This window comes from Marinilactibacillus sp. Marseille-P9653, from assembly GCF_916618885.1.
In the GTDB taxonomy this organism is placed as follows: domain Bacteria; phylum Bacillota; class Bacilli; order Lactobacillales; family Carnobacteriaceae_A; genus Marinilactibacillus.
This window is the reverse complement of sequence record NZ_CAKAKH010000001.1, coordinates 1740096-1765125: the sequence shown is the minus strand read 5'-3', so window position 1 is coordinate 1765125 and position 25030 is coordinate 1740096. Positions and strand designations below refer to the sequence as shown.

Genomic DNA, 25030 nt, shown 5'->3' with positions numbered 1-25030 from the left:
ATCCTGTACAATGGAGAATGTTGAAAATCAACTGAATAGAGAAGGTTCCATTCGGTAAAAAACGGACAGAAATGTACGGTTTATAGAGAATGAACTGGATTTAAAGAATTTTTTATAAAGGAGTGTTTTCAGAATGCCAAACATGGTACAAGCTATTAAACGTCAACGTCAAGATGTTAAAAAGAATGCTAACAATGTTGCGCAAGTGTCAGCTATGCGTAGCACTAAGAAAAAATATTTAACTGCGGTTGAAAACGGACAAGATAATTCAGCTGAATTATTTAAATCAGCTGTTAAAGCTATTGACCAAGCAGCGTCTAAAGGATTAATCCACAAAAACAAAGCTGCTCGCGACAAGTCTCGTTTATCTAAAAAATTAGGTTAATGACCTTAAGTTCGTATAAAAAGTTCTTCTTTCAGACATCAGTCTAAAGGAGAACTTTTTTTGACCTTTTGTGGTATTATTATTAATACGAATGTATGTTTAGGTTTAGGAGGAAATGAAGGATGTCTGAGAATCAATTCAAGTTAAAATCTGTTTATGAGCCTAGTGGAGATCAGCCAGAGGCAATCAAAAAACTCGTCAAAGGAATTAATGAAGGTCAGAAGGAACAAGTTTTACTGGGTGCTACGGGTACAGGAAAAACTTTTACGATGTCCAACGTTATCCAGCAAGTCAACAAACCGACTCTTGTGATTGCACACAACAAGACACTTGCGGGACAATTATATTCAGAATTCAAAGAGTTCTTTCCTGATAATGCAGTAGAATATTTTGTAAGTTATTATGATTATTACCAGCCAGAAGCTTATGTACCTTCAACCGATACATTTATTGAAAAAGATGCATCAGTAAACGATGAAATAGATAAATTGAGACATTCGGCTACTAGTTCACTATTAGAAAGAAGAGACGTGATTGTCGTTGCTTCGGTTTCTTGTATCTACGGACTTGTAAATCCCAAAGATTATGCAGAACATGTTTTGTCTCTTAGATCTGGTATGGAGATCAGTCGAGATGCTGTACTCAGAAGATTAGTAGATATGCAATTCGAAAGAAATGATATCGACTTTCAACGAGGTAGATTCCGTGCTCGAGGAGATATCGTCGAGATATTCTTAGCTTCTAGAGAAAGTGAAGCGATCAGAGTTGAATTTTTTGGAGATGAAATTGAACGGATAAGAGAAGTGGATGTACTAACAGGAGAGGTTAAAGCAGATCTTTCTCATGTGGCTGTTTTCCCAGCTACCCACTTTGTTTCAAATGATGAACAGACGAGATCAGCAATCGAGTCCATAAAAGATGAATTAGGTGGAAGACTAGAAGAGCTGAAAGAAGACAACAAGTTACTTGAAGAACAGCGTTTAGAGCAGCGGACGAATTACGATATTGAAATGCTGATGGAAATGGGCTACTGTTCAGGGATAGAGAATTACTCTAGACATATGGATGGAAGAAAACCTGGAGAATCTCCTTATACCTTACTTGATTTCTTTCCAAAAGATTCACTTTTCATTGTAGATGAGTCTCATATTTCAATTCCGCAGATTCGAGGCATGTATAACGGAGACCGTGCAAGAAAACAACAACTTGTAGAACACGGATTCAGACTGCCAAGTGCGCTGGATAACAGGCCACTTCGTCTGGAAGAGTTTGAAGAAAGAGTTCCGCAGATCACCTATATTTCTGCAACACCAGCAGATTATGAAATGGAACGTTCAACTCAAATTGTTGAACAAATCATCCGACCTACTGGACTTCTTGATCCTATTATTGAAATTCGACCAATCAAAGGACAGATCGATGACTTAATTGAAGAAATCAATCTACGAATTGAAAGAAATGAAAGAGTCTTTATTACCACATTAACGAAGAAAATGTCTGAAGATTTGACGGACTACCTTAAAGAAGTTGGGATCAAAGTGCAGTACCTTCACAGTGATATCAAGACCCTCGAAAGAACACAGATTATCAGAGATCTACGCATAGGGAAATTTGACGTATTAATCGGTATCAACTTGCTTCGAGAGGGATTAGATGTACCAGAAGTTTCAATGGTTGCGATCCTTGACGCAGATAAAGAAGGCTTCTTGAGAAGTACCCGTTCTTTAATACAGACAATGGGCCGTGCAGCTCGTAATGAAAATGGTCGAGTCATTTTGTATGCTGACAAACGAACAGACTCAATGAACAGAGCGATTGAAGAAACCGAGCGTAGACGTGAAATTCAAGAAGAATACAACCGGGTTCATGGTATTACCCCTAAGACAATTAAGAAAGAAGTACGAGATCTCATAAAAATTTCTACAATCATCGAGGACGGGGAAGATTTGACAGAAGACACGTTCAAACAGCTTTCAAGAGAAGAAAGAAGAGAACTGATCGAGACAATGGAACTCGAAATGAAACAAGCAGCCAAAGAGCTGGACTTCGAGAAAGCCGCTCAGCTTCGTGATGTAGTTCTGGAGATTAAAACGAAATTTCCTAAGTGATCAATAGAAGCTTGTTGACTTTTATTTGAGAAACCTGTAAAGTAAATGAAAAGTTAATAGATATCCTTTAATAAGTAGTCCTGTGAGGCTAATAAGGAGCAGAACCTTCATTCAGAGCAGTTTATATAAGCTTTTAGTGGAGATTCATGGGTGAAGTGTACCTTCATCTTTAAACCTAACAAATCATTAGGAAGCTCTCTTATCGCACAAGGATAAGAGAGCTTTTTTTGTCTGTTGGCATTTATATGTTGCTTCGATACGGATTATTAACGAAAAGTAAAAACAAATTTGGAGGAGTCAATATGCAGAACAGTCAGGAAATAGAAGTAATCAACGAAGTCGCAATCAAAAGAGCTTTGACGAGAATTACCTATGAAATCATTGAAAAAAATAAAGGAATCGATAATCTAGTTCTTCTGGGTGTAAAGACAAGAGGTGTATTCCTCGCTCAGCGCATTGCCCAAAGAATTGAACAATTAGAAGGACATAAAGTTGAAATCGGGGAGTTAGATATTTCTAATTACCGTGATGATCATAAAAACGAAACAATGACTATTCCGGCACCGGATATTGCTACTTCAATCGAAAATAAACAAGTCGTGATTGTAGACGATGTATTATATACAGGTCGTACAATACGTGCAGCATTAGATGCAGTTATTGATAGCGGAAGACCGAAAAAAATTTATCTTGCTGTGTTAATAGACCGTGGACATAGAGAGTTACCGATAAGAGCAGACTTTGTAGGAAAAAATATTCCAACCGCTAACGATGAGACGATTCAAGTCTCTTTAAAAGAAGTCGATGATAAAGATACTGTCACGATCATTAAACCAACTAAATCATAAGTGAACTTTAAAAAGTAGTCCAGAGAGGCACTAAAGGTCACTGAGGAATCCATTAGAAGGATTGAAGAAGCTATCACATTCGTGAGAAGATTCTTTACCAGATTAATGGAAGCAGACTACCCTCAGACCTGACGTGCATCTGGCTCAGGTCTTTTTTTGTAAATAAAAGCAGAAAAGAAAGGAATTTGAAAATGAAAAATGGGTTACAACAACTTAAACGTAGACATTTTATTACCTTAAATGATTTTACACCTGATCAGATTCAAACACTGATTGATCATTCATTAAAATTTAAACTGGGTCAGATGATTGCCCGATTTCATGATCGTTATGCAGTAAATCTTTTCTTTGAAGACAGTACACGCACACATAAGAGCTTTGAAATGGCAGAGAAAAAATCAGGCATGCAGGTTTTAGAATTTTCTCCTGAAAATAGTAGCCTAAAAAAAGGCGAAACTTTATACGATACCGTAAAAACGTTTGAAGCGATTGGGGTAGATCTTATCGTGATCAGACATGGACAAGAAGCTTTTTACGAAGAATTGATTAGTATACCTGACTTGAGGTGTTCGATTGTGAACGGTGGAGATGGAGCCGGTCAGCACCCAAGCCAATCGCTTTTAGATCTAATGACTATCTATGAAGAATTCAAGACATTTCAACACTTAAAAGTCGCGATTGCTGGAGATATAAGACATTCCAGAGTAGCAAAAAGTAATGCTCAGATACTAAATAAACTGGGTGCTGATGTTTACTTTACTGGACCAGAAGAGTGGATGGATGATTCGCTTCACATATATGGAACTCATGTAGAAATGGATGAGTTGATCGATAAAGTAGAAGTTTTGATGTTACTTAGAGTACAGCACGAACGGCACAGTAATCTTGGACAAGTTTTTTCTAAAGAGGATTACTTAAATAAATACGGATTAACTGTTGAACGTGAAAGACGAATGAATGAAAACTCAATCATCATGCATCCGGCACCGGTAAATAGGGGTGTAGAGATTGCAACAGAATTAGTCGAGTGCCAACGCTCGAGAATTTTCAAGCAAATGGAAAATGGTGTATATGCTAGAATGGCCATTATCGACTCATTACTGAACGAATATTAGGAGGATACAATGACACTACTGATAAAAAATGCGCACACCTTACCAAGACACTCAAAGCAGCTTCAAGATATCTTGGTTGAAGGCGGAAAAATAAAAGAAATAGGAGAGCAACTCTCTTCTGATGGGGTAGAAGTCATTGACGTTCAAGGAAAGCTGGTTGTACCAGGTCTGATAGATGTACATGTTCACCTTAGAGAACCTGGATTTGAGTATAAAGAAACCATTGAAACAGGTTCGGCTGCAGCTGCTCGAGGAGGATTTACAACGATCTGTGCGATGCCTAATGTAAATCCAGCTCCAGATACTGCTGAAAAGATGCAAAGAATACAACAGTTGATTAAAGACACAGCCTTAGTAAATGTTAAACAGTACGCGCCTATCACAGAATTGCTTACAAGCGAGGATCTTACAGATCAAGAATCTTTAATAGAAGCAGGTGCTTTTGCCTTTACAAATGATGGCTTAGGCGTTCAAACAGCAGCGACCATGTTTAAAGCAATGGAAGAAGCTACCAGAAACCATGTTGCGATTGTTGCGCATACAGAAGATGATTCGTTGCTATTTGGTGGGGGTGTGATGCATGAAGGCATCCGAAACAAAGAATTGAACTTACCTGGAATGAGCCAACTAACAGAATCCACTCAGATCGCTCGAGATGTGCTGTTAGCCGAAGCAACCGGTGTGCACTATCATATTTGTCATGTATCAGCGAAAGAAAGCGTCAGAGTGATTAGAGAAGCTAAAAGAGCTGGAATCAACGTTACAGCCGAAGTTACACCACATCACTTACTATTATCAGAACAAGATATTCCGTCAGACAATACGCTGTATAAAATGAATCCACCACTTAGAGGGAAAGACGACCAAGAAGCTCTTTTGGAAGGCTTACTAGACGGGACAATTGACATGATCGCAACAGATCATGCCCCTCATAGTGAAGACGAGAAAAAGGGGTCAATGATTGGATCACCATTTGGAATCATCGGAAGTGAAACAGCTTTTTCATTACTCTACACTTATCTAGTTAAAACGCATAAAGTCACACTTGAACAACTTATTGACTGGATGACGATAAACCCCGCCAAAGTATTTGGTTTTGAAGCCGGCAGACTAACAGTAGGTGCTCCGGCAGATATCGCTTGTTTTGATTTAGAAAATAAAACCAAGATTTCAAAAGAGACGATAAAATCTAAATCGTCTAACACACCATTTATCGGGTGGGACATCGCTGGAGATACGTATCTGACGATTGTAAATGGAAAAGTTGTATACCAGGAGGGAAACTAGTTGAAAAAAAGAATGTTGATTTTAGAGGATGGGAATATATTTAAAGGATACGGATTTGGATCAGACAAAGAAACGATTGGAGAAGTCGTCTTCAACACAGGGATGACAGGATATCAGGAATCCATCACGGATCATTCTTATAATGGACAACTGCTAACATTTACTTATCCGCTAATAGGAAATGCAGGAATCAATCGCGATGACCATGAATCAGTTTTTCCAACGACAAAAGCAGTCATCGTTAAAGAATATGCTAGAAGGCCCTCTAACTGGCGTAGTCAGATGAACTTAGATGAATTTTTAAAAGAAAAAGATATTCCAGGACTTTCAGGGGTAGACACAAGAAGATTAACTAAAGTCATTAGAGAACATGGAGCTATGAAAGCAATCTTAACGGACGCTACAGAAAATGTCGAAAAATACCTAAAAATGCTAGCTGAAACGCAACTTGATCACAATCAAGTTGCGCAAGTTTCCACAACGAGGCCTTACGTAAGCCCAGATAACGGCAGAAAGGTTGTTGTCATCGACTTTGGCTTAAAACATAGTATTTTACACGAACTGAATAAACGCTCTTGCCATGTAACAGTCCTTCCACATGATACAAAAGCTGAAACCATTATGAATCTTGATCCAGACGGCGTTATGCTAACGAACGGACCTGGAGACCCAACGGATCTGCCAGAGGTATTAAAGATGATTCAAGCCATTCAACCTCAAGTTCCAGTATTTGGAATTTGCTTGGGTCATCAATTAATTGCTCTAGCCAATGGCGCTAGAACATACAAAATGAATTTTGGACATAGAGGATTCAATCATCCAGTCAAAGAAATTGCAACTGGAAAAATCGCTTTTACTTCTCAAAATCACGGATATTCAGTGGAGAAAGAATCCATTGACCCTAATCAACTAAGAGTCACACATCTTGAGATTAATGATGGAACGATTGAAGGACTAAGACACCGTACTCATCCGGTATTTAGTGTGCAGTATCATCCTGATGCAGCACCTGGACCACATGATGCAGAAGATTTGTTTGATCAGTTCACAGAACTGATGGATTCTTGGAAAGCGGGGAATAAAGATGCCTAAAAGAGACGATATTCATAAGATCCTAGTTATTGGATCGGGACCAATCATTATTGGACAAGCAGCGGAATTTGATTATGCTGGAGCACAAGCTTGTCTGGCACTCAGAGAAGAAGGATATGAGGTTGTGCTGGTAAATTCCAATCCAGCTACAATCATGACCGATAAAGAAATCGCAGATAAAGTCTATCTGGAGCCACTGACACTTGAATTTGTTTCTAAAATTTTAAGAAAAGAGCGCCCTGATGCAATCCTACCGACTCTTGGTGGACAGATGGGACTGAATATGGCTATTGAATTAGATGGTAGCGGGATATTAGAAGAGTTGGATATCGAATTACTTGGAACAAAATTGTCAGCGATCAATCAAGCAGAAGACAGAGATTTATTCAGAACGTTGATGCATGAGTTGAATGAACCCGTCCCTGACAGTGAAATCGTCCACTCTGTAAATGAAGCGGTCGACTTTGCAGAAAAAATTGGGTACCCTCTAATTGTTCGTCCTGCCTTTACAATGGGTGGAACAGGTGGCGGTCTTTGTGATAACGAAGAAGAGCTAAGAGAAATCGTAGCGAACGGCATCAAACTATCTCCAGTTCATCAATGTTTGGTGGAAAGAAGTATCGCAGGATACAAAGAAGTTGAATATGAAGTCATGAGGGACAGAAACGATAATGCAATGGTTGTTTGTAATATGGAGAACTTTGACCCAGTAGGTATTCATACTGGAGATTCAATTGTATTGGCGCCTAGTCAGACATTGACAGATAAAGAGTATCAAATGTTGCGAGACGCATCCTTGAAAATTATACGAGCGTTAGAAATTGAAGGTGGATGTAATGTTCAATTAGCACTAGATCCTGATAGTTTTAACTATTACATTATAGAAGTAAATCCGCGCGTGAGCCGGTCTTCAGCACTTGCGAGTAAAGCAACCGGGTATCCGATTGCGAAACTGGCAGCTAAGATTGCTGTTGGACTGACACTCGACGAAATGAAAAACCCTGTTACAGAAACAACTTATGCTCAATTTGAACCAGCACTAGATTATGTAGTCGCGAAGATTCCAAGATGGCCTTTTGATAAATTTGAATCAGGGGACCGTAGACTGACAACTCAAATGAAAGCTACTGGGGAAGTCATGGCTATTGGAAGAACCATTGAGGAAAGTCTTCTGAAGGCAGTACGCTCACTGGAAATAGGCGCAGAACACGCTGAGCTCGAAGAATGTAAGCAAATAGATGATCAGCGACTGATCGACAAAATCGTTAAAGCAGAAGACGACCGCCTTTTTTACCTTGTTGAAGCGATCAGAAGATCTTACCCAATTGAAGAGCTGGCGCAACTAACAAAAATCGATTTGTTTTTCTTAGATAAACTACTCCACATCGTAGAAATCGAACAAATGCTAGAAAAAGCACCCTACGACTTGGATACGTTGACTTACGCTAAGCAATATGGGTTTTCCGATTATAAAATCGCTGAGGTCTGGGGAACGACATTAGAAGTCATTGCGGATACAAGAAAAAAAGCACAGATTTTACCAGTCTACAAAACCGTCGACACTTGTGCGGCAGAGTTTGATTCTTCAACGCCATATTTTTATAGTACTTACGAAGAAGAACAGGAAAGTATCCGTACAGATAAAAAATCTATTCTAGTTCTAGGATCAGGACCGATTCGAATCGGTCAGGGTGTAGAATTTGACTATGCAACGGTCCACTCGGTAAAGGCGATCCAACAAGCGGGATACGAAGCCATCATTATGAACAATAATCCAGAAACAGTATCAACCGATTTTTCGATATCTGACAAACTTTATTTTGAACCTTTAACAATAGAAGATGTGATGAATGTCATTGACCATGAACAACCAGAAGGTGTCATCGTACAATTTGGTGGGCAGACAGCGATCAACTTAGCAGAGCCACTAGAAAAACGCGGCGTCAAAATTCTGGGTACGACTGTTGAAGACTTGGACCGTGCTGAGAATAGAAATGCATTCGAAAAAGCATTGAAGAGTCTTGGTATACCGCAACCTAAAGGGGACACAGCACGTACAGAAGCTGAAGCATTAGCCATTGCAGAAACGATTGGATATCCTGTTTTAGTGAGACCAAGCTACGTTCTAGGCGGAAGAGGTATGCAGATTGTGGATAATACAGCGGATCTTTCAGTCTATATGAATGGTGCCGTTAAACTATCTTCTGAACACCCAGTACTGATTGACCGTTATCTCATTGGTAAAGAAGTAGAAGTAGATGCTATCTGCGACGGAGAATCCGTTCTGATACCAGGAATTATGGAACATATCGAACGTTCAGGCGTACATTCTGGAGACTCTATGGCTGTATATCCACCTCAAAACTTATCAGATAAGATCAAAAATACCATCGTTGATTATACTGAAAAACTCAGTAAAGGACTAAATTGCTTTGGACTAATGAATATCCAGTTTGTTATCCATGAAGATCAAGTATTCGTTATTGAAGTCAACCCAAGAGCAAGTCGGACAGTACCTTTCTTAAGTAAAGTTACAGGTATACCTATGGCTCAAGTCGCTACAAAAATCATTCTTGGACAATCTTTGAAGGATCAAGGCTATACAAATGGACATTACAAAGAGCCGAAGCTCGTACATGTAAAAGCACCTGTCTTCAGCTTTTCAAAATTACACCGAGTAGATGCATCACTCGGACCAGAAATGAAATCAACTGGAGAAGTCATGGGAAGTGACAGAACACTTGAAAAAGCGTTATATAAAGCTTTTGAAGCGAGTAGCATGCATTTACCTGATCACGGTAAAGTCTTGATGACATTAGCGAATGAAGATAAAGAAGAAGGGATTGAACTTGCCAGACGATTCCGAGAAACCGGATATTCCATTATCGCGACTGCGGGTACTGCGGAAGTATTGAAAAATGTGGGCATACTAGTTGAATCTATAACAGAAATAACTACTGAACAGACAGAAGAACCTGTTTTAACTTTAATTCAAGCTAACCAAGTAGATCTTGTTGTCAACACAATGGGCAAGAATATAGAAGCAATAACTGATGGGTTCTATATTCGTAAAGCTTCGATTGAAAAAGGCATTCCTTTAATGACTTCACTGGACACAGTATCTGCCATTTTAAGTGTATTAGAATCTAGATCGTTTTCTACTAGCGCACTATAAAAAGTTCACGGAGGAATGTATATGGAAAATTTAGCTGTATCTCTACCAGGATTGAATATGAAGAACCCAATCATGCCAGCAAGTGGTACGTTTGGATTTGGAGATATGTATCATGATCTATATGACTACAATACGCTTGGAGCAATTGTACTTAAATCCACAACAAAAGAAGCTAGAAATGGAAACGAAGATCCCAGATTCTTTCTGATGGAGCATGGAGCATTGAATGCTGTAGGGTTGAAAAATCCAGGAGTAGATAAAGTGCTTTCGGATAAACTTCCTAATCTAGCAAAGTATCATACGCCTGTTATGGCAAGCGTCGCAGGAAAGACAGTAGAAGAATTTGCTTACGTAGCTAAAAAACTGAGTGAATCAGAGGGGATTTCAGCTCTAGAAATCAATGTATCTTGCCCGAATGTAAAAGAAGGTGGACTAGCCTTTGGAACGGATGCGGAAAAGGTCAGAGAGATCACAGAAGCAGTGAAAAAAGTGACGACACTACCGGTTTATATCAAACTATCACCAAATGTTACAGACATCGTAGCGATCGCAAAAGCAGCTGAATCTGGTGGAGCAGACGGTATAACCTTAATCAATACGGTTTTAAGTATGCAATTTGATGTTACGACCAGAAAACCAGTCCTAGGAAATGTCATGGGCGGATTATCTGGAGAAAGCGTACTGCCAATAGCTGTTCGTATGGTTTATCAGATCGCACAAGAAGTTGATTTGCCAATTATAGGCATGGGTGGTGTTCAGTCGACTGATGATGTTTTGCAAATGTTACTTGCCGGAGCATCTGCAGTAGCGATTGGAACAGCGACTTATAGAAATCCCCTGATTATGAAGCAGATTATAGCTGAATTGCCTAAACGCTTAAGTGAATTAGGAATCCTTTCAATAGAATCTCTAATTTCTGAAGTGAAAAAGGAGAGAAGCAATGGATAATAAGCCGATTATCGCACTGGATTTTTCTACAAAGAAAGAAGTAGAACATTTTCTGACGCACTTTCCAAAACAAACTCTCAACGTTAAAGTCGGGATGGAATTGTTTTATCAAGAAGGTATTGAAATCGTAAAACAATTAAAAGAATCTGGACATGATGTGTTTTTAGACATTAAGCTTCACGATATCCCGACAACGGTTTATAAGGCAATGAGAGGCTTAGCTAGTTTTGGAGTGGACATGGTCAACGTGCATGCAGCAGGAGGGGTAGAGATGATGGCAGCCGCTAAAGAAGGGCTGAAAGATGGAAACAAAGCAGGATCAAAAAAGCCCTTGCTCATAGCAGTAACCCAATTGACAAGTACAACTGAAGAAAACATGCAGAGAGAACAAAGGGTCTCTGGTACACTCGAAGAGAGCGTGTTAAACTATGCTCGACTCTCTTATTTTGCCGGTGTTGATGGTGTCGTTTGTTCGGTTCATGAAGCAAAAAAAGTTGAACAAGTGACTGCGCCAAAATTCTTGCGTGTTACACCGGGCATTAGACTGTCAGGAGATCTGACGAACGATCAAAAAAGAATTGCTACTCCACTGGAAGCAAAGAGAGAAAAAGCGACACATATTGTAGTAGGGCGAACAATCACAAAATCAAAAGACCCGGCTACTGCTTATCAAGAAGTATTAAAATATTGGAATGGGGAATAATATGAATTACTCATCGAAAGTATCCAAGGATTTGCTTGAAATCGGAGCAGTCTCAATACAACCTAATGATCCATTTACTTGGACAAGCGGAATGAAGAGTCCAATTTACTGTGATAATAGGATCACTATGAGTTATCCAGAAATCAGAACTACAATTGTTGAAGCATTTGTTTCAATTATCAAACAAGATTACCCAGAAGTAGAAGTGATAGCAGGAACGGCTACAGCGGGTATCCCACATGCTGCCTGGATCGCACAGAAATTAAATCTTCCAATGGTTTATATTAGAAGCTCTGCTAAAAAGCATGGAAAAGGCAAACAAATTGAAGGAACCTTCGAACCAGATGCTAAAATGGTCATCATCGAAGATTTGATTTCTACTGGTAGCAGTGTCATCAATGCTGTTCAAGAAGCTAGAAGAGAAGGCGCGGAAGTATTGGGTGTAGCAGCAATCTTTTCCTATGAATTAGAGATCAGTACGTATGCATTCGATGAGTTACAAGTTGCTCTGAAAACGATCACCACATACTCTGAAATGATACAGGTAGCCTTAGAATCAGGTAGAATTAAAGATAGTGATAGAACGAGTTTGATGGAATGGAAAAAGGATCCTAAAAGTTGGCAGTGATACTTGATTTTTAGTATGAAGTGCTGTAAGATTTATAAAGTGCTATAGTACTGAAAAAGACTTTTCGTTTGATTCAGACTTTAGAACACAGACCATTACTTGGATAAACGTAACACCAACGTTATCTCAGTAACTGGATTCAAAAAAAGAGGAAGAGGTGTAGTGAAATGGCTATAACAAAAGAACTTAAAACACAAATCATGTCAGAATATGCTCGTCACGAAGGAGATACTGGTTCTCCAGAAGTGCAAATCGCTGTATTGACTGCTGATATCAACGAATTGAATGAGCATGCTCAAAGACATAAAAAAGATTTCCACTCTATGCGTGGACTAATGAAAAAAATCGGTCACCGTCGTAACTTGTTAGCTTATTTACGTAACAAAGATATCACACGTTACCGTGAATTGATCCAACGTTTAGGACTACGTCGTTAATAAAAGGCTATATAAACCGCTTAGTTATAAAAGTTAGATGGATATGCGGGTAAAGATATATACGCCTGCCATCATCTTAATAGCGAATCCGGATTTATAAGCTGGATTTGGTTTATAAAAAAGCGGGATTCTTTTGAATCTCGCTTTCTTTATAGTCAAAATTTGGAAAAATCGGGAAGATTTGATTCTCTACTATGCAAATGTGATTTTTTTAATAGGAAAAATGACATTTGTTTAGTAGAACGAACTTCCTGTCAATAAAGATCAAAAGGAGAATATAATGTCAGATAAAAAAGTATTTTCAACCGAAATCGGTGGAAGAACCTTAACAGTAGAAATCGGTCAATTAGCCAAACAAGCCAATGGTGCTGCATTACTTAGATATGAAGATACTGTCGTATTAACTGCTGCAGTAGCAAGCAATCAAGCTAGCGACCGTGACTTTTTCCCGTTAATGGTTAGTTATGAAGAAAAAATGTACTCAGTTGGAAAAATTCCTGGTGGATTTATCAAAAGAGAAGGACGTCCTTCTGAAAATGCAACCTTAACTGCTCGTCTAATTGATAGACCATTACGTCCAATGTTTGCTGAAGGATTTCGTAATGAAGTTCAAATTACCAACACAGTAATGTCTGTTGATCCTAACAATTCTCCAGAAATGACAGCTATGCTTGGTTCGTCATTAGCATTAAGTATTTCAAACATTCCGTTTAATGGACCAATTGCAGGTGTCAATGTAGGTAGAGTAGATGGAAAACTTGTAATCAATCCAACTGAAGAGCAAACAGAACAGTCTGATATTCACTTAACAGTTGCAGGTACTAAAGAAGCAATTAACATGGTTGAAAGTGGAGCAGAACAAGTTTCAGAAGAAGACATGCTTGAAGCATTGCTTTTCGGACATGATGCAATCAAAGAACTTGTAGCATTCCAAGAAAAAATTGTAGCAGAACTTGGACAAGAAAAAATGGAAGTCATCCTTTCTGTTCCAAATCAAGATCTTAAACAAGAAATCACTTCAGCTTACAACGATCAAATGAAAGAAGCTATTCAAACTTTTGATAAGCAAGAAAGAGCTGAAAAAACAGAAGCTGTTAAGCAAGAAATTATTGAAGCTTATCAAGAAAAACTAGCTGATCATGAAGAAAAAGATAGCATGATGAAAGATGTTAAGGCAATTGCGTCTGATATGGAAAAAGATGAAGTACGTCGTTTGATCACTCAAGAAAACGTTAGACCTGATGGACGTAAAGTCGATGAAATTCGTGCACTTGAATCAGAAGTTTCTATTCTTCCTCGTGTTCATGGTTCTGGGCTGTTTACTCGTGGACAGACACAAGCATTATCTGTTGCCACACTTGCACCACTTAATGAGCACCAGATTATTGATGGTCTTGGAAGTGAAAGCAGCAAGAGATTCATCCATCACTATAACTTCCCGCAATTTTCTGTAGGAAGTACTGGACCAGTAAGAGGACCAGGTCGTCGTGAAATTGGGCACGGAGCTTTAGGAGAAAGAGCTTTAGCACAAGTGATTCCGAGTGAAGAAGAATTCCCATACATGATCCGTTTAGTAGCAGAAGTACTTGAATCAAACGGTTCTTCTTCTCAAGCAAGTATCTGTGCAGGGACATTAGCATTGATGGACGCTGGAGTACCGATTAAAGCACCAGTTGGCGGTATCGCAATGGGATTGGTTATGGAAGGTGACGATTACACCGTACTGACTGATATCCAAGGGCTAGAAGATCACCTTGGCGATATGGACTTTAAAGTTGCTGGAACAAGAGAAGGTATCACAGCGCTACAAATGGATATTAAAATCGAAGGAATCACTAGAGAGATCTTAGAAGAAGCATTGACTTCTGCTAAAAAAGCTCGTCTTGAGATTCTTGATAATCTAGAAGCGGCTATTGCAGCTCCACGCACTGCGTTGAGTGCATATGCACCGAAAATTGAATCAATCAAAATCAAGCCAGAACAAATCAAAGTGGTTATTGGTAAAGGTGGAGATACGATCAACGGTATCATCGCTGAAACAAACGTTAAGATTGATATCGATGAAGAAGGAACAGTCTCTATCTACGGTCAAGATGCTAGTGCAATTCAACGCGCAATCGAAATCATCGAGCAATTGACTGAAGAAGTAGAAGTTGGAAAAATTTACAAAGGAACCGTTAAGAGAATTGAAAAATTCGGCGCATTTGTAGAAATCATCAAAGGGAAAGATGGATTAGTCCATGTATCCGAACTTTCTGATAAATACATCAAGAATGTTGAAGATGTGATTTCAGTTGGGGATGTTCTTGAAGTTAAAGTAACAGAAGTTGATAAAATGGGCAGAGTGAATCTTTCCAGAAAAGCTGTTCTTGAAGCGAAAGAACCAGAAGCTGAAAAAGAATAATTTAAGCCAATAAAAAAGCACCCTTTTAAAATCTCACTGAAATCAGTTGATGGATAAAAGGGTGCTTTATTGTATTCTGGATTCAGATGTATCCATTGTCCCCTCGAATAGAATAATGAGTAGAAACGAGTGGCATTGTCTCAGAAGTATCTAAATAAGTTACGACTAGAGCCCCGTCATCATCTAAAGAGTCGATAGAAGCTTTTCTTCTACTAACTGTGTCTTCAATCCAATAGCGATGACCGATCAAAGCGGAGTGTTTTCTGCAAACATCTAAAAAAGGCTTCGTGTCCTGATCAGAGAGCCAAGATTCATAATAGGTTTCAAAAAACTCTAAAAATCTAGAAATAAGCTTGTTTGGATCAACTGTGTCGACTTCTATTTTGAGAGAACTGGCTTTTTCTTTTAAGGATAGAGGAATATCATCTTTATCCAGATTGGTATTGACACCTATACCAATGATGATGCCTTCAAGTTGACTTCCTGAATATTCTGCTTCAGTTAAAATACCTGAAATTTTCTTTTTATTGACCAAGACATCATTGGGCCATTTGATTTCAGCGTGACTATGAGTTTCCAAAGATCGGACAAGCGCAGCAGCGGCCATTTGTGTCAAAATAGAGTAACGGAGTTTCTGATTTGATGGTTTAAGTAGTAGACTCATGGATATGGTTTTTCCAGCAGGTGAAGACCACTCTCTTCCTAACCGTCCTTTTCCCACTGTCTGTTCATGCGCAAGAACTAAGGAACCATGATTTAATGAGCTCAGATGCTTTTTGACATAATCATTTGTAGAGTCAATTGACTGAAGAAGTTTTATATGATGACCAATTCTTTCAGTTTTCAGCTGGTTTATGATAGACGCTTCAGATAAAATAGGATTCAAGAGTATGACCGTTTGAGCGTCAAAGTGGATAGGCATTCCGTCTTCTGATATTTCTTTTAATACATTCTTTGTCATTTCTTCAGAACACGCACAAGCCGTACTAACTTCTACTATTGAAGCAGAATGAGTGGGCTCACTATTTAAGTAATCCAGATGATGAGCTTTTAAAGTTTGAGGAACCATGATTTTGATCTCCATTTCCTTCAAGTTTTATAGTAGTAAAGTATACAGATACTAAAAGAGAAAGTCGACACGTTTCCAAGTTGAAGATTAGTAGGAAATAAGGAATTTCTATGCTATACTAAAATCAGTGTAGAGTGAACGGACGTAAGAAAAATAGGTGAAATAAACTATAATAACTAAGTTGAACTATACGTTAAATCAACTTTTAGAGGTGAAAAAATTGAGTAATATTAAGATTATTCCTTTTGGAGGAGTAAGAGAAAACGGAAAAAATTTATATGTCATTGAATCAGGAGAGGACATTTTTGTCTTGGATTGTGGATTAATGTATCCAGAAGAAGATTTGTATGGTATTGACGCAGTTATTCCTGACTTCAGCTATTTATTAGAAAACAAAGACCGTATTGCTGGTGTATTTTTATCACACGGACATGAGGATGCTATAGGCGCATTGCCATATTTCCTTGAATCTTTCAATGTACCTGTATTTGGATCAGAACTAACCATTGCATTAGCAAAATTATTTGTTAATGAATCTAGTCTTGGCGCCAATTTTGATGATTATCATGTAATCGATGAACACACAGAAATTGATTTCCATGGAAACCTAGTGAAATTTTTCAGAACAACGCACACTATACCTGACTCTATGGGAATTTCTGTTAAGACTGATGATGGCAACATTGTCTACACTGGAAACTTTAAGTTTGATCAAAGTGCAAGTGAGGGATACCGTACGGACTTTTCTCAGATTTCTGAGATTGGTAAAGAAGGTGTACTTGCGTTATTAAGTGATTCAAACGAAGCAGAAAGTACGATAGAAAATGTTTCTGAGAAAAAAGTTCAAGAAGAAGTGTTGGATATTTTCCAAGACTCGAATAGTAGAATTATTGTTGCCGCAGTAGCAAGTAATATTTTACGTATTCAACAAGTACTGAATGCTGCACATGCATCTGGAAGAAAAGTTTTCATTACAGGACGTAATCTTGAAGCAATTCTAGCAACAGCGATAGAATTAGACAAACTGACACTCCCTGATGAGAATTTAATCGTTTCAGTCGATAAAATTGATCAGTTTGATGATAACCAAATTATCGTACTTGAAACAGGCGCTTCTGGTGAACCGATTAAAACACTTAGCCGTATGGCAACAGGCAATCATGGACAAGTGAATATTAAAGAGAATGATCTTATATTTATTGTTACAAGTCCATCTATTGCAATGGAAGTAACTGTTGCTGAAACAGAAAACTTGATTTATAGAGCAGGTGCTACCGTTAAGCATATTTCTGATAATATGAAAGCTTCTGGTCATGCTACGCCTAACGATCTACAATTGATGATCAATTTACTTCAACCGAAATATTTCATACCAATTCAAGGAGAGTATCGTATGCTTGCAGCTCACGCTGATTTAGCAAATGAAACAGGTATGGATAACGCAGATATCTTTATTTTAAGTAATGGAGATGTTTTGAACTATCAAAATGGCAAAATGAATCAGACTGGTCAAGTTCCAGCTGAAAATACGCTAATTGATGGAATTGGTATTGGAGACATTGGAAATATTGTTTTAAGAGATAGACGACTATTATCTGAAGATGGTATTTTTGTAGCCGTTGTAACGATTGACCGGAAAAAACGTAAAGTTGTATCTGGTCCGCACATTGTAACAAGAGGATTTGTCTTTGTTAAAGAAAATCAGGATTTGATTAATGAATCTAACGAAATCGTTACTGATGTAGTTCGCAAAAATCTTGAACATAATGATTTCGACTGGGGATCTATCAAGCAAGATATTAGAGAAGAACTCGGAAATCATTTATTTAAAAAAACACGTAGACGTCCAATCATTTTACCTGTTATAATGGAAGTGAATCAAAATCGTCGATTCAAGTAGATCGCGATAAATTAACTATTTGTACTAGGGGAGCCAATTAAATTGGCTGAGAGTGGACTATTAGTCCAGACCCTTTGAACCTGTACGTTCGTACGTGCGTAGGGAGAGTACCTAGAATCAGTGTCTAAAAGTATCTTTTTGCTTTTTTGCTATGATGATAAGAATTTACTCCTCCTCTAGTATACATAGTATCTATAGGAGGAGTTTTTGTATGCAGAACGAAAAGTTAAGAGTTTATATTGAAGGGACATTGTTTGCGGCCATAGCTATGATTTTGTCTTTAATACCAGTAGGGATTGGAGCCTCTTTTAGTGTTTCTTTAGGTACGATTCCGTTGACCTTTTTTGCAATCAGAAGAGGCGTGTTACCTGGTTTATTTGCTGGGTTTTTGTGGGGAATCTTGCATGTAGTAGCTGGAACAGCTTATATATTGAATATCTATCAATTTATTATTGAATATGGATTTGCTTTCACTTGTGTTGGGTTTTCCGGTTACTTTAGCCAAACCATCGTCAAAAATATAAAAGAAAATTCACTAAGTACCGCTAAAAAATATTTGATCATTACGACATTCATAGGATCAGCTGCCCGCTGGTTCTGGCATTTTGTAGCTGGTGTATTCTTTTTTGGAGACTATGCAGTGTGGGGGCTTGATCCTGTAACGTTTTCGCTACTATTCAACGGAGCGAGTATGCTCGCAACCATAGCGGTCACAATTATTGTATTGGTGTTATTATTCGATAGAGCTTCATCTATGTTTGTGCCTAAATCAAAAAATTAATCCTTGAAAATAAATCCCATCAAGCAGTCTCTACTATTAGAGGCTGCTTTGTTATTTTCCGCACCAGTTGTTACAGAATATCGTATGCTTTTAATGTATACTTCGTTTTAAGGACCCCCTGGGGATAATATATGTAGACGGGTAAAGGTGTAATAGTGTAAACTGATTAAGAAAAACTCTAGAAGGCTTAGTATCAGGTGTTCGTAGAGGAGTCAACAAAAAGACTATAAGGGGTATAAAATGGAGATTATTAGAACGTTATTCTGGTTATTTATCATTGTCAATTCAATTTTAGCATTTATAACAGTTTTCAGAGAAAGAGAAAGAGATATTGCAGCAATATGGGCTTGGTTACTCGTTATTACGATGTTACCGGGCATTGGATTTGTTATTTACCTATTTCTTGGACGGAAAATCTCTCAAGAAAATATATTCGACATTCGGTCACAGAAGAGAATTGGTATGACTCAATTGGTTGAAGCACAAAAGCAATTAATTGAGTCTGAAAATCTAGATATCCCAGAATCGAAGTACTTGGATTCTACCTTGGAACTGGTTTCTCTTTTTCTAGAGAGTAACGAAGCTATTTTAACTAAAGGTAATAAAGTAGATATTATTACAGATGGTAAAGAAAAATTCGATAAATTAATAGAAGACATCGGTAAAGCGGAACATCATATTCATGTGACTTATTATATATTTAAAGCAGATGGCATTGGTACAAGATTGTTGAAAGCGTTGGAAGAAAGAGCTGAAAATGGTGTTGAAGTTAAAGTTTTATATGATCCGATTGGAGCTAGAGTCGTAGGCGCTCATTTTTTTGAACACCTAAAAGCTCTTGGAGGAAAAGCTGAACCTTTCTTCGGTTCTAAATTTTTCAGACTGAACTACAGAAATCACAGAAAAATTGTCGTAATTGATGGAAAAGTAGGGTATACAGGAGGCTTTAACGTCGGAGATGATTATTTAGGTCTCTATGAAAAGATGGGATACTGGAGAGATACACATCTTAGAATCAATGGAAACGGTGTGCTTCCTTTGCAAACAAGGTTTTTGATGGACTGGAATGCATCTGTTAAACATCATCCAGTCAGTTATGAAGAAAATTATTTTCCAGTTTCTTCTTTTATAGGCTCTACTGATCTACAAATTGTTTCCAGTGGCCCAGATACTGAAATGCATGCAATAAAAAAAGGTTTTCTTAAAATGATCAGTATGGCCAAGGAGTCCGTTTATATCCAGACACCCTATTTCATACCAGATGAAGCGTTAATGGAAACGATAAAAATTGCGAGTTTATCTGGTATTGATGTTAAATTGATGATTCCTAACAAACCGGATCATCCTTTCATATACCGAGCTACACTTAGTTATGCTGAAGAGATGATTAACTCAGGCGTTAAAGTATATATTTATGATGCTGGATTTATCCATGCAAAGACGATTGTGATAGATGGAGAAATCTTGTCAGTTGGTACAGCCAACTTTGATATCCGAAGCTTTAAGCTGAATTTTGAAGTTAATACCTTTATGTACGATCGCCATTTAGCGAGAGAGCAAGTAGCCATTTTCGAAAAAGATATGGAAGCTTCCTATGAATTAACTCGAAAAATCATAGACCAGTATTCTAAATGGGAATTATTCAAGCAGCAATTTAGTCGCTTATTTTCGCCAATACTATAGGATTTTTTATAAGTATGTATAAGATTCATTTGTAATGAAGTAAAAAAGTCTTCAAAGGGACCGTGTTTCTCCCTCTGAAGACTTTTTTAGTGTTAAGAAGTATACTAGCAATAAATAAAACGAAAGTTTAAACCATATAGTTTAATTAGCAAGTCTAATGTGTCTGATTTGATCACTGTTTATCAAATGAACAGTATTACTATTATGGCTATTCAATATAATTTGGCTACTATAAGGAGAAAAAGAAGCTGTTCCAGTACATTCGGATATGGATGAGTCGTGTGCAGATGGATTCAATTGTATAGTAATAAGTTTCTGTTTGCGCACAGCTTGTTTGATGAAATGTCTTAGCTGTAAAGCTGGCATTTGTTTGTGAACTGCAAAGTGACTACGATTTAAATAAGTTTCTTTGAAATAATGAAGAATTTGATTTTTTTCAACTGCAAATTTTTCCATGAGCTCATCTCCCGAACGTTTGTTTAAATAGATTATACCGAACACGCATTCCGTTTGTCAATAAAGAATTAAAAAACACACTTTGAGCATTTGAACGCTCAACTTATAAAATTTTTATGGATAAATATACTCAGAAAAAATTGTTCCTAGCTTAGGATAATTTAGCCAAGTTTTATTTCAGTATGGATTTTTATATAAGATTAATTGCTTAAATTATAAGAAAGAAATACGAACTTTAAACATGCAAAATATAGCGATGAAAACTCTATTGAAAACACGTGATATTAAGAATCTTAGATTAGAGTGTCTACAATTGGTTGGAGTAAACTTAAAATAAAGAAAATGAAGTTGCAAGTGCTAACAATCTTTGATTCTGCAACAAAACTCTTCATTTATAGTATGGCTGTCGAATTGAAATCCTGTGAGACGTATGGTATTATGTTACTCGTAGTCGAAATAAAATATTAATGCGGTTGGGCGTGAGCTTTCAAGGATAATTTCTTCTGGGGTGAGAAGAGGCTTGTTAGTTGCGCCCTTTTTGGCGGAAGGAGGCACGATATGAACCGTGAGGCAATTAATTATGTAAAAGACGCTGAAGCACGCGCTTCTCAATTACGGAAAGACGCTGATGACGAAATCAAGCAGATCGAAAGAGAAACAGCTCAAGAAGTTGAATCTATTCGAACAGCACTTGAAACAGAGTTGTCAGAATACAAGTCTGAGCAAGAGCAAATTTACAGTAGTAAATTAGAGAAAGACAAAGCTGAAATGGATGAATCCGCTAGTAGAGAAGCAGAGCGGTTCGAACAGGCTTATCAAGAGAACAAAAATGCTCTAGCCAATCGAATAGCAGAGGAGGTAGTGCGTCGATATGGCAATCGCTAAAATGAAAAAACTGACTTTGATGGCCGAGCAACAGAACAAAGAAACATTGTTGCGTTCTATTCAAGAAATGCAGAGTATCGAAGTCATTTCACTATCGGATGTTTTAGAAGAAGAAATTCTTGATCAGTTTGAAGTCACAGACTCTTACAAAGAAACTGCGGATTTCCAAACAAAGATTCAAGATATTGAACACGCGATCACTTATGTTAACAAGTATGTTCCTCAACCTGGAACAATTGAAAAATTAAAGACAAAGCGTGATGTTTTCTCTTTGGAAGAATTGGAGAGCCATGTTTCAAACGTAGACGTGGATGCTTTGATCGAAAAAGTGAATTCAAGAGAACAAAAGTTGAATCAAATTGAAGAGCAGAGAAAAGCTCTCCAAGAAGAAGAATCATTTTTAAGAAAATGGCGCGGACTTAATTTCCTTCCTCAAGAAGTTAAAGGACTTAAGTTGTTGAATGTTCACATCGGAACAGTTGATAATGAACATGCACCTTTATTAACCCAAGGATTAGATGAGTTAGCTACTGTATACTTTGAAGAAATTTATAGTAGACAAGATGAATCTGCTTATATGATTATTGTTCCAAAGGATAATGAAGAAGCTTTCAATAAACTCGTTATAGAATTAAGTTTCAGAGAACTAAAATACACGTATGACTTGTTACCAGAAGATGCATTATATGCTAATTTAAATGCTCAAAAAGGTTTACGTGAAGAAGAGTCCGCTGCTAAAAAAGAAATGAAAGAGTGGAAATCACTTGTTAAAGATCTTGAATTAGCAGAAGAATATTACTATAATCTCGGGCAAAGAGATTTAGCTAAAGACTTAGTTTTAAATAGTGAACACTTATTTATTGCTAGTGGATGGATTGAAGAAGAGAAAGTTGATTTATTGAAAAATACTCTTCATTCTGAACTTGGAGAAGATAGTATTGTCGTTATGATAGACGATGTGAAAATGGAAGAATTCAACCAGGTTCCAATCGTCTTGAAAAACAGCAATTTAATCAAACCATTCGAATTGATTACTGAAATGTTTAGTTTGCCAAAATACAATGAAGTCGATCCAACACCACTTATGTTCCCGTTCTTCATGATTTTCTTCGGTATGATCGGAGCAGATCTAGGATACGGAGTCTTGCTTGGACTCGTTACTTTTGTCGCATTGAAATTCTTCAGTGTGGAAGGCTCTACGAGAAGATTTATGAAGTTTCTTCATATACTATCGTATCCTACTATGGCATTCGGACTGTTTTTCGGAAGTTTCTTTGGAATATCGTTACCTTTTCACGTGCTTTCACTGCAAGATAACGTCATTGAAGTCATGATTTTATCTGTTGCTCTTGGTGTAATCCAATTGATTTTTGGGTTAGTTATGAACGGAATTATCAAAAATCGTCAAGGACAAAGAGCTTCTAGTTATGTAGACGGTTATGCTTGGGCAATGATGCTACTGGGACTTGTTGTTTACGTTCTAGGCTCAATGGTCTTCAATATACCAATTGTTTCTCAAGTTGGTCTTGGTTTAACACTGATTAATGTTGTAGGGATTATTGTCGTATCAACAATTTCCAGTAAAAACAAAGGTCTTGGATTCGGATTGGGATTATACAACTTGTACGGTGTTACTGGTTATGTCGGAGACGTCGTCAGTTATACTCGTTTAATGGCATTGGGTGTAGCAAGTGCGAACATCGCAATGGCCTTTAACTTGATTATCGGATTCTTACCGCCACTGTTCAGATTCACGATCGGGGTAGTATTGATCATTGCTCTTCAAGGAATGAACATTGCGTTATCATTCTTGAGTGCATATGTCCATTCATCAAGGTTACAATACGTGGAATTTTTCGGTAAATTCTTCGAGGGTGGCGGTAAGCCATTAACCCCTCTTAAAACACTTGAAAAACACATTTGGTTAAAAAAAGAAACTAATTAAATTAATGGAGGAATAATATAATGGAATTTTTACAAACACTTTTAGGTGACAACATGGGTCAAATTTTTGCAGGATTAGGAATAGCTATGGCTGTTATCTTTTCAGGTATCGGATCTTCACGCGGGGTAGCAATTGCCGGTGAAGCTGCAGCAGCATTAACAAAAGAACAACCAGAATCATTTGGTCGTGCGTTAGTACTACAAATGCTACCAGCAACACAAGGTCTTTACGGTTTCGTTATCGGATTCTTGATTTTCCTACAAATCACTCCTGAATTAGCAGTATCAGAAGGTTGGTACCTGTTTATGGCTGGATTACCAGTAGCATTCACATGTCTTTCTTCAGGCGGTAACCAAGGACGCGTTTCTGCAGCAGCTATGCAAATCTTAGCTCAAAAACCAGAACACACTACTAAAGGTATCATCTACTCAGCAATGGTTGAGACTTATGCAATCTTAGGATTCGTTATTTCCTTAGTAATGATCATCTTATAATAAAAATAGAATCACTTCTTTAATAGAGTAAAGACCGTATTGAACGTAATCTTTACTCTTTACTGAAAGAAGAAATACTAAGGAGGTTCAGTATGGCGGATTTAAAATTATTGACAGAAAAAGTTATTGAAAAAGAAAAAGTAGCTATTCGTCAACGTGTTGAAGAAGCACGCAAAAACGCTGAAGATGAAGTTCAGGCGGCTCGCGCTAAAGCAGAGCAAGATAAAATTGCGCGCAAGCAAACAATTGACGAAAACGCACAACAAAACTATACGATTCGTAACAATACGCTTGAGATTCAAAAAAGAAATGATGTCTTATCTGCTAAACAAGCAATCCTTTCACGCGTTTTGGAAGATGCTAAAGTTGAGTTAGACCAAATTAACGAAGCAGCTTTTAAACAGTTTACAAAAGATGTTATTTCTCAATTCCAATCAGAAAGTAAAGTAACCATTGTACTAGGTTCTAAAACAGTCGGTTTAATCGACCAAGCATGGTTGGAAAGTGCAACTGGCTCATCAATTGAAGCGACTCTTTCAAACGAAACGGTTCAAAATGAAGCTGGATTGCTAGTTCAGATAGAAGGTATTGAATACAATTTCTTATTCGATGCATTGATTGAAGATGCTAGATCTGAAATTGTACCGATCATAACTAAAGAATTATTTGTTTAAGGAGGAGAAAAAC

At 37.7% G+C, this 25030-nt stretch carries 21 protein-coding genes, 1 riboswitch and 1 other annotated feature; of the genes, 19 read left to right on the top strand and 2 right to left on the bottom strand.

Translation table 11 applies throughout. The features are described from left to right. Positions 1-133 precede the first annotated feature (133 nt). The 12 genes from rpsT (at position 134) to pnp (ending at position 15130) form a co-directional block, all read left to right on the top strand. A complete protein-coding gene (gene rpsT / locus LG377_RS08615) occupies positions 134-385 on the top strand; it encodes a 30S ribosomal protein S20 (protein ID WP_225744255.1) in 252 nt (83 codons plus the stop codon). Between the two features lie 122 nt (positions 386-507). Continuing rightward, the gene (gene uvrB, locus LG377_RS08610) at positions 508-2493 is read left to right on the top strand and encodes an excinuclease ABC subunit UvrB (protein ID WP_225744254.1); all 1986 of its coding nucleotides are present in this window, start codon (positions 508-510) and stop codon (positions 2491-2493) included. 302 nt (positions 2494-2795) lie between these two features. Beyond that, a complete protein-coding gene (gene pyrR, locus LG377_RS08605) occupies positions 2796-3341 on the top strand; it encodes a bifunctional pyr operon transcriptional regulator/uracil phosphoribosyltransferase PyrR (protein ID WP_225744253.1) in 546 nt (181 codons plus the stop codon). Between the two features lie 191 nt (positions 3342-3532). After that, positions 3533-4456 (top strand): aspartate carbamoyltransferase catalytic subunit, encoded by a 924-nt coding sequence (locus LG377_RS08600; RefSeq protein ID WP_370632551.1) that lies wholly within the window; start codon positions 3533-3535, stop codon positions 4454-4456. A 9-nt stretch (positions 4457-4465) separates the two neighbouring features. Next, positions 4466-5743, top strand: a complete 1278-nt coding sequence (locus tag LG377_RS08595; protein ID WP_225744251.1) for a dihydroorotase — start codon at positions 4466-4468, stop codon at positions 5741-5743. A gap of 12 nt (positions 5744-5755) precedes the next feature. Further along, positions 5756-6835: a carbamoyl phosphate synthase small subunit gene (locus LG377_RS08590; RefSeq protein ID WP_225744660.1), complete on the top strand. Its 1080-nt coding sequence runs from the start codon at positions 5756-5758 to the stop codon at positions 6833-6835. Then, positions 6828-10010: a carbamoyl-phosphate synthase large subunit gene (gene carB / locus LG377_RS08585; RefSeq protein WP_225744250.1), complete on the top strand. Its 3183-nt coding sequence runs from the start codon at positions 6828-6830 to the stop codon at positions 10008-10010. The genes LG377_RS08590 and carB overlap by 8 nt, the downstream gene beginning before the upstream one ends. A gap of 15 nt (positions 10011-10025) precedes the next feature. Next, positions 10026-10958 (top strand): dihydroorotate dehydrogenase, encoded by a 933-nt coding sequence (locus LG377_RS08580; protein ID WP_370632550.1) that lies wholly within the window; start codon positions 10026-10028, stop codon positions 10956-10958. Continuing rightward, positions 10951-11661: an orotidine-5'-phosphate decarboxylase gene (gene pyrF / locus LG377_RS08575; RefSeq protein ID WP_225744248.1), complete on the top strand. Its 711-nt coding sequence runs from the start codon at positions 10951-10953 to the stop codon at positions 11659-11661. The genes LG377_RS08580 and pyrF overlap by 8 nt, the downstream gene beginning before the upstream one ends. A gap of 1 nt (position 11662) precedes the next feature. Beyond that, on the top strand, positions 11663-12289 hold the full coding sequence (pyrE, locus tag LG377_RS08570) for an orotate phosphoribosyltransferase (protein WP_225744247.1): 627 nt from the start codon (positions 11663-11665) through the stop codon (positions 12287-12289). Between the two features lie 167 nt (positions 12290-12456). Further along, positions 12457-12726, top strand: coding sequence for a 30S ribosomal protein S15 (gene rpsO / locus LG377_RS08565; RefSeq protein WP_225744246.1), 270 nt, complete (start codon positions 12457-12459; stop codon positions 12724-12726). A gap of 280 nt (positions 12727-13006) precedes the next feature. Further along, positions 13007-15130: a polyribonucleotide nucleotidyltransferase gene (gene pnp / locus LG377_RS08560; RefSeq protein WP_225744245.1), complete on the top strand. Its 2124-nt coding sequence runs from the start codon at positions 13007-13009 to the stop codon at positions 15128-15130. Between the two features lie 82 nt (positions 15131-15212). Here pnp and LG377_RS08555 read toward each other — a convergent pair whose 3' ends face one another. Further along, positions 15213-16199: a biotin--[acetyl-CoA-carboxylase] ligase gene (locus tag LG377_RS08555; RefSeq protein WP_225744244.1), complete on the bottom strand. Its 987-nt coding sequence runs from the start codon at positions 16197-16199 to the stop codon at positions 15213-15215. 220 nt (positions 16200-16419) lie between these two features. Between LG377_RS08555 and LG377_RS08550 the strand changes: the two genes are divergently transcribed. From LG377_RS08550 to cls, 3 genes are all read left to right on the top strand, one after another. After that, positions 16420-18099 carry a ribonuclease J gene (locus LG377_RS08550; RefSeq protein WP_225744243.1) on the top strand — a complete coding sequence of 560 codons (1680 nt, stop codon included), beginning with the start codon at positions 16420-16422 and terminating at the stop codon, positions 18097-18099. Positions 18100-18115: 16 nt separating this feature from the next. Beyond that, positions 18116-18222: riboswitch (TPP riboswitch) on the top strand. A gap of 88 nt (positions 18223-18310) precedes the next feature. Then, positions 18311-18880, top strand: coding sequence for an energy-coupled thiamine transporter ThiT (gene thiT, locus LG377_RS08545; RefSeq protein WP_225744242.1), 570 nt, complete (start codon positions 18311-18313; stop codon positions 18878-18880). A 240-nt stretch (positions 18881-19120) separates the two neighbouring features. After that, a complete protein-coding gene (cls, locus tag LG377_RS08540; protein ID WP_225744241.1) occupies positions 19121-20563 on the top strand; it encodes a cardiolipin synthase in 1443 nt (480 codons plus the stop codon). Positions 20564-20704: 141 nt separating this feature from the next. Here cls and LG377_RS08535 read toward each other — a convergent pair whose 3' ends face one another. After that, positions 20705-21019 carry a hypothetical protein gene (locus tag LG377_RS08535; protein ID WP_225744240.1) on the bottom strand — a complete coding sequence of 105 codons (315 nt, stop codon included), beginning with the start codon at positions 21017-21019 and terminating at the stop codon, positions 20705-20707. 471 nt (positions 21020-21490) lie between these two features. After that, positions 21491-21537, top strand: a sequence feature (sodium ion sensor (DUF1646 type); this cis-regulatory element may regulate processes involved in with the transportation of sodium ions). A gap of 40 nt (positions 21538-21577) precedes the next feature. Here LG377_RS08535 and LG377_RS08530 point away from each other — a divergent pair. From LG377_RS08530 to LG377_RS08515, 4 genes are all read left to right on the top strand, one after another. Then, on the top strand, positions 21578-21904 hold the full coding sequence (locus LG377_RS08530; protein ID WP_225744239.1) for a hypothetical protein: 327 nt from the start codon (positions 21578-21580) through the stop codon (positions 21902-21904). Continuing rightward, on the top strand, positions 21891-23849 hold the full coding sequence (locus LG377_RS08525) for a V-type ATP synthase subunit I (RefSeq protein ID WP_225744238.1): 1959 nt from the start codon (positions 21891-21893) through the stop codon (positions 23847-23849). Before LG377_RS08530 ends, LG377_RS08525 begins: the two co-directional genes overlap by 14 nt. Positions 23850-23869: 20 nt before the next feature. Beyond that, entirely contained in the window at positions 23870-24343 is a 474-nt protein-coding gene (locus LG377_RS08520) for a V-type ATP synthase subunit K (protein ID WP_225744237.1), read from the top strand. Between the two features lie 92 nt (positions 24344-24435). Next, a complete protein-coding gene (locus LG377_RS08515; RefSeq protein ID WP_225744236.1) occupies positions 24436-25017 on the top strand; it encodes a V-type ATP synthase subunit E family protein in 582 nt (193 codons plus the stop codon). The last annotated feature ends 13 nt before the right edge of the window (positions 25018-25030 follow it).

What these genes read in the sequence shown, in the direction of transcription:
- LG377_RS08600 (WP_370632551.1), top strand. Translation starts at nt 3,533, where the DNA reads ATGAAAAATGGGTTACAACAACTTAAACGTAGACATTTTATTACCTTA.
- LG377_RS08590 (WP_225744660.1), top strand. Translation starts at nt 5,756, where the DNA reads ATGTTGATTTTAGAGGATGGGAATATATTTAAAGGATACGGATTTGGA.
- LG377_RS08535 (WP_225744240.1), bottom strand. Translation starts at nt 21,019, where the DNA reads ATGGAAAAATTTGCAGTTGAAAAAAATCAAATTCTTCATTATTTCAAA.
- uvrB (WP_225744254.1), top strand. Translation starts at nt 508, where the DNA reads ATGTCTGAGAATCAATTCAAGTTAAAATCTGTTTATGAGCCTAGTGGA.
- LG377_RS08515 (WP_225744236.1), top strand. Translation starts at nt 24,436, where the DNA reads ATGGCGGATTTAAAATTATTGACAGAAAAAGTTATTGAAAAAGAAAAA.
- pyrR (WP_225744253.1), top strand. Translation starts at nt 2,796, where the DNA reads ATGCAGAACAGTCAGGAAATAGAAGTAATCAACGAAGTCGCAATCAAA.
- LG377_RS08530 (WP_225744239.1), top strand. Translation starts at nt 21,578, where the DNA reads ATGAACCGTGAGGCAATTAATTATGTAAAAGACGCTGAAGCACGCGCT.
- cls (WP_225744241.1), top strand. Translation starts at nt 19,121, where the DNA reads ATGGAGATTATTAGAACGTTATTCTGGTTATTTATCATTGTCAATTCA.
- thiT (WP_225744242.1), top strand. Translation starts at nt 18,311, where the DNA reads ATGCAGAACGAAAAGTTAAGAGTTTATATTGAAGGGACATTGTTTGCG.
- LG377_RS08580 (WP_370632550.1), top strand. Translation starts at nt 10,026, where the DNA reads ATGTATATGGAAAATTTAGCTGTATCTCTACCAGGATTGAATATGAAG.
- rpsO (WP_225744246.1), top strand. Translation starts at nt 12,457, where the DNA reads ATGGCTATAACAAAAGAACTTAAAACACAAATCATGTCAGAATATGCT.
- LG377_RS08520 (WP_225744237.1), top strand. Translation starts at nt 23,870, where the DNA reads ATGGAATTTTTACAAACACTTTTAGGTGACAACATGGGTCAAATTTTT.
- pyrE (WP_225744247.1), top strand. Translation starts at nt 11,663, where the DNA reads ATGAATTACTCATCGAAAGTATCCAAGGATTTGCTTGAAATCGGAGCA.
- LG377_RS08555 (WP_225744244.1), bottom strand. Translation starts at nt 16,199, where the DNA reads ATGGTTCCTCAAACTTTAAAAGCTCATCATCTGGATTACTTAAATAGT.
- pyrF (WP_225744248.1), top strand. Translation starts at nt 10,951, where the DNA reads ATGGATAATAAGCCGATTATCGCACTGGATTTTTCTACAAAGAAAGAA.
- LG377_RS08595 (WP_225744251.1), top strand. Translation starts at nt 4,466, where the DNA reads ATGACACTACTGATAAAAAATGCGCACACCTTACCAAGACACTCAAAG.
- carB (WP_225744250.1), top strand. Translation starts at nt 6,828, where the DNA reads ATGCCTAAAAGAGACGATATTCATAAGATCCTAGTTATTGGATCGGGA.
- LG377_RS08525 (WP_225744238.1), top strand. Translation starts at nt 21,891, where the DNA reads ATGGCAATCGCTAAAATGAAAAAACTGACTTTGATGGCCGAGCAACAG.
- rpsT (WP_225744255.1), top strand. Translation starts at nt 134, where the DNA reads ATGCCAAACATGGTACAAGCTATTAAACGTCAACGTCAAGATGTTAAA.
- pnp (WP_225744245.1), top strand. Translation starts at nt 13,007, where the DNA reads ATGTCAGATAAAAAAGTATTTTCAACCGAAATCGGTGGAAGAACCTTA.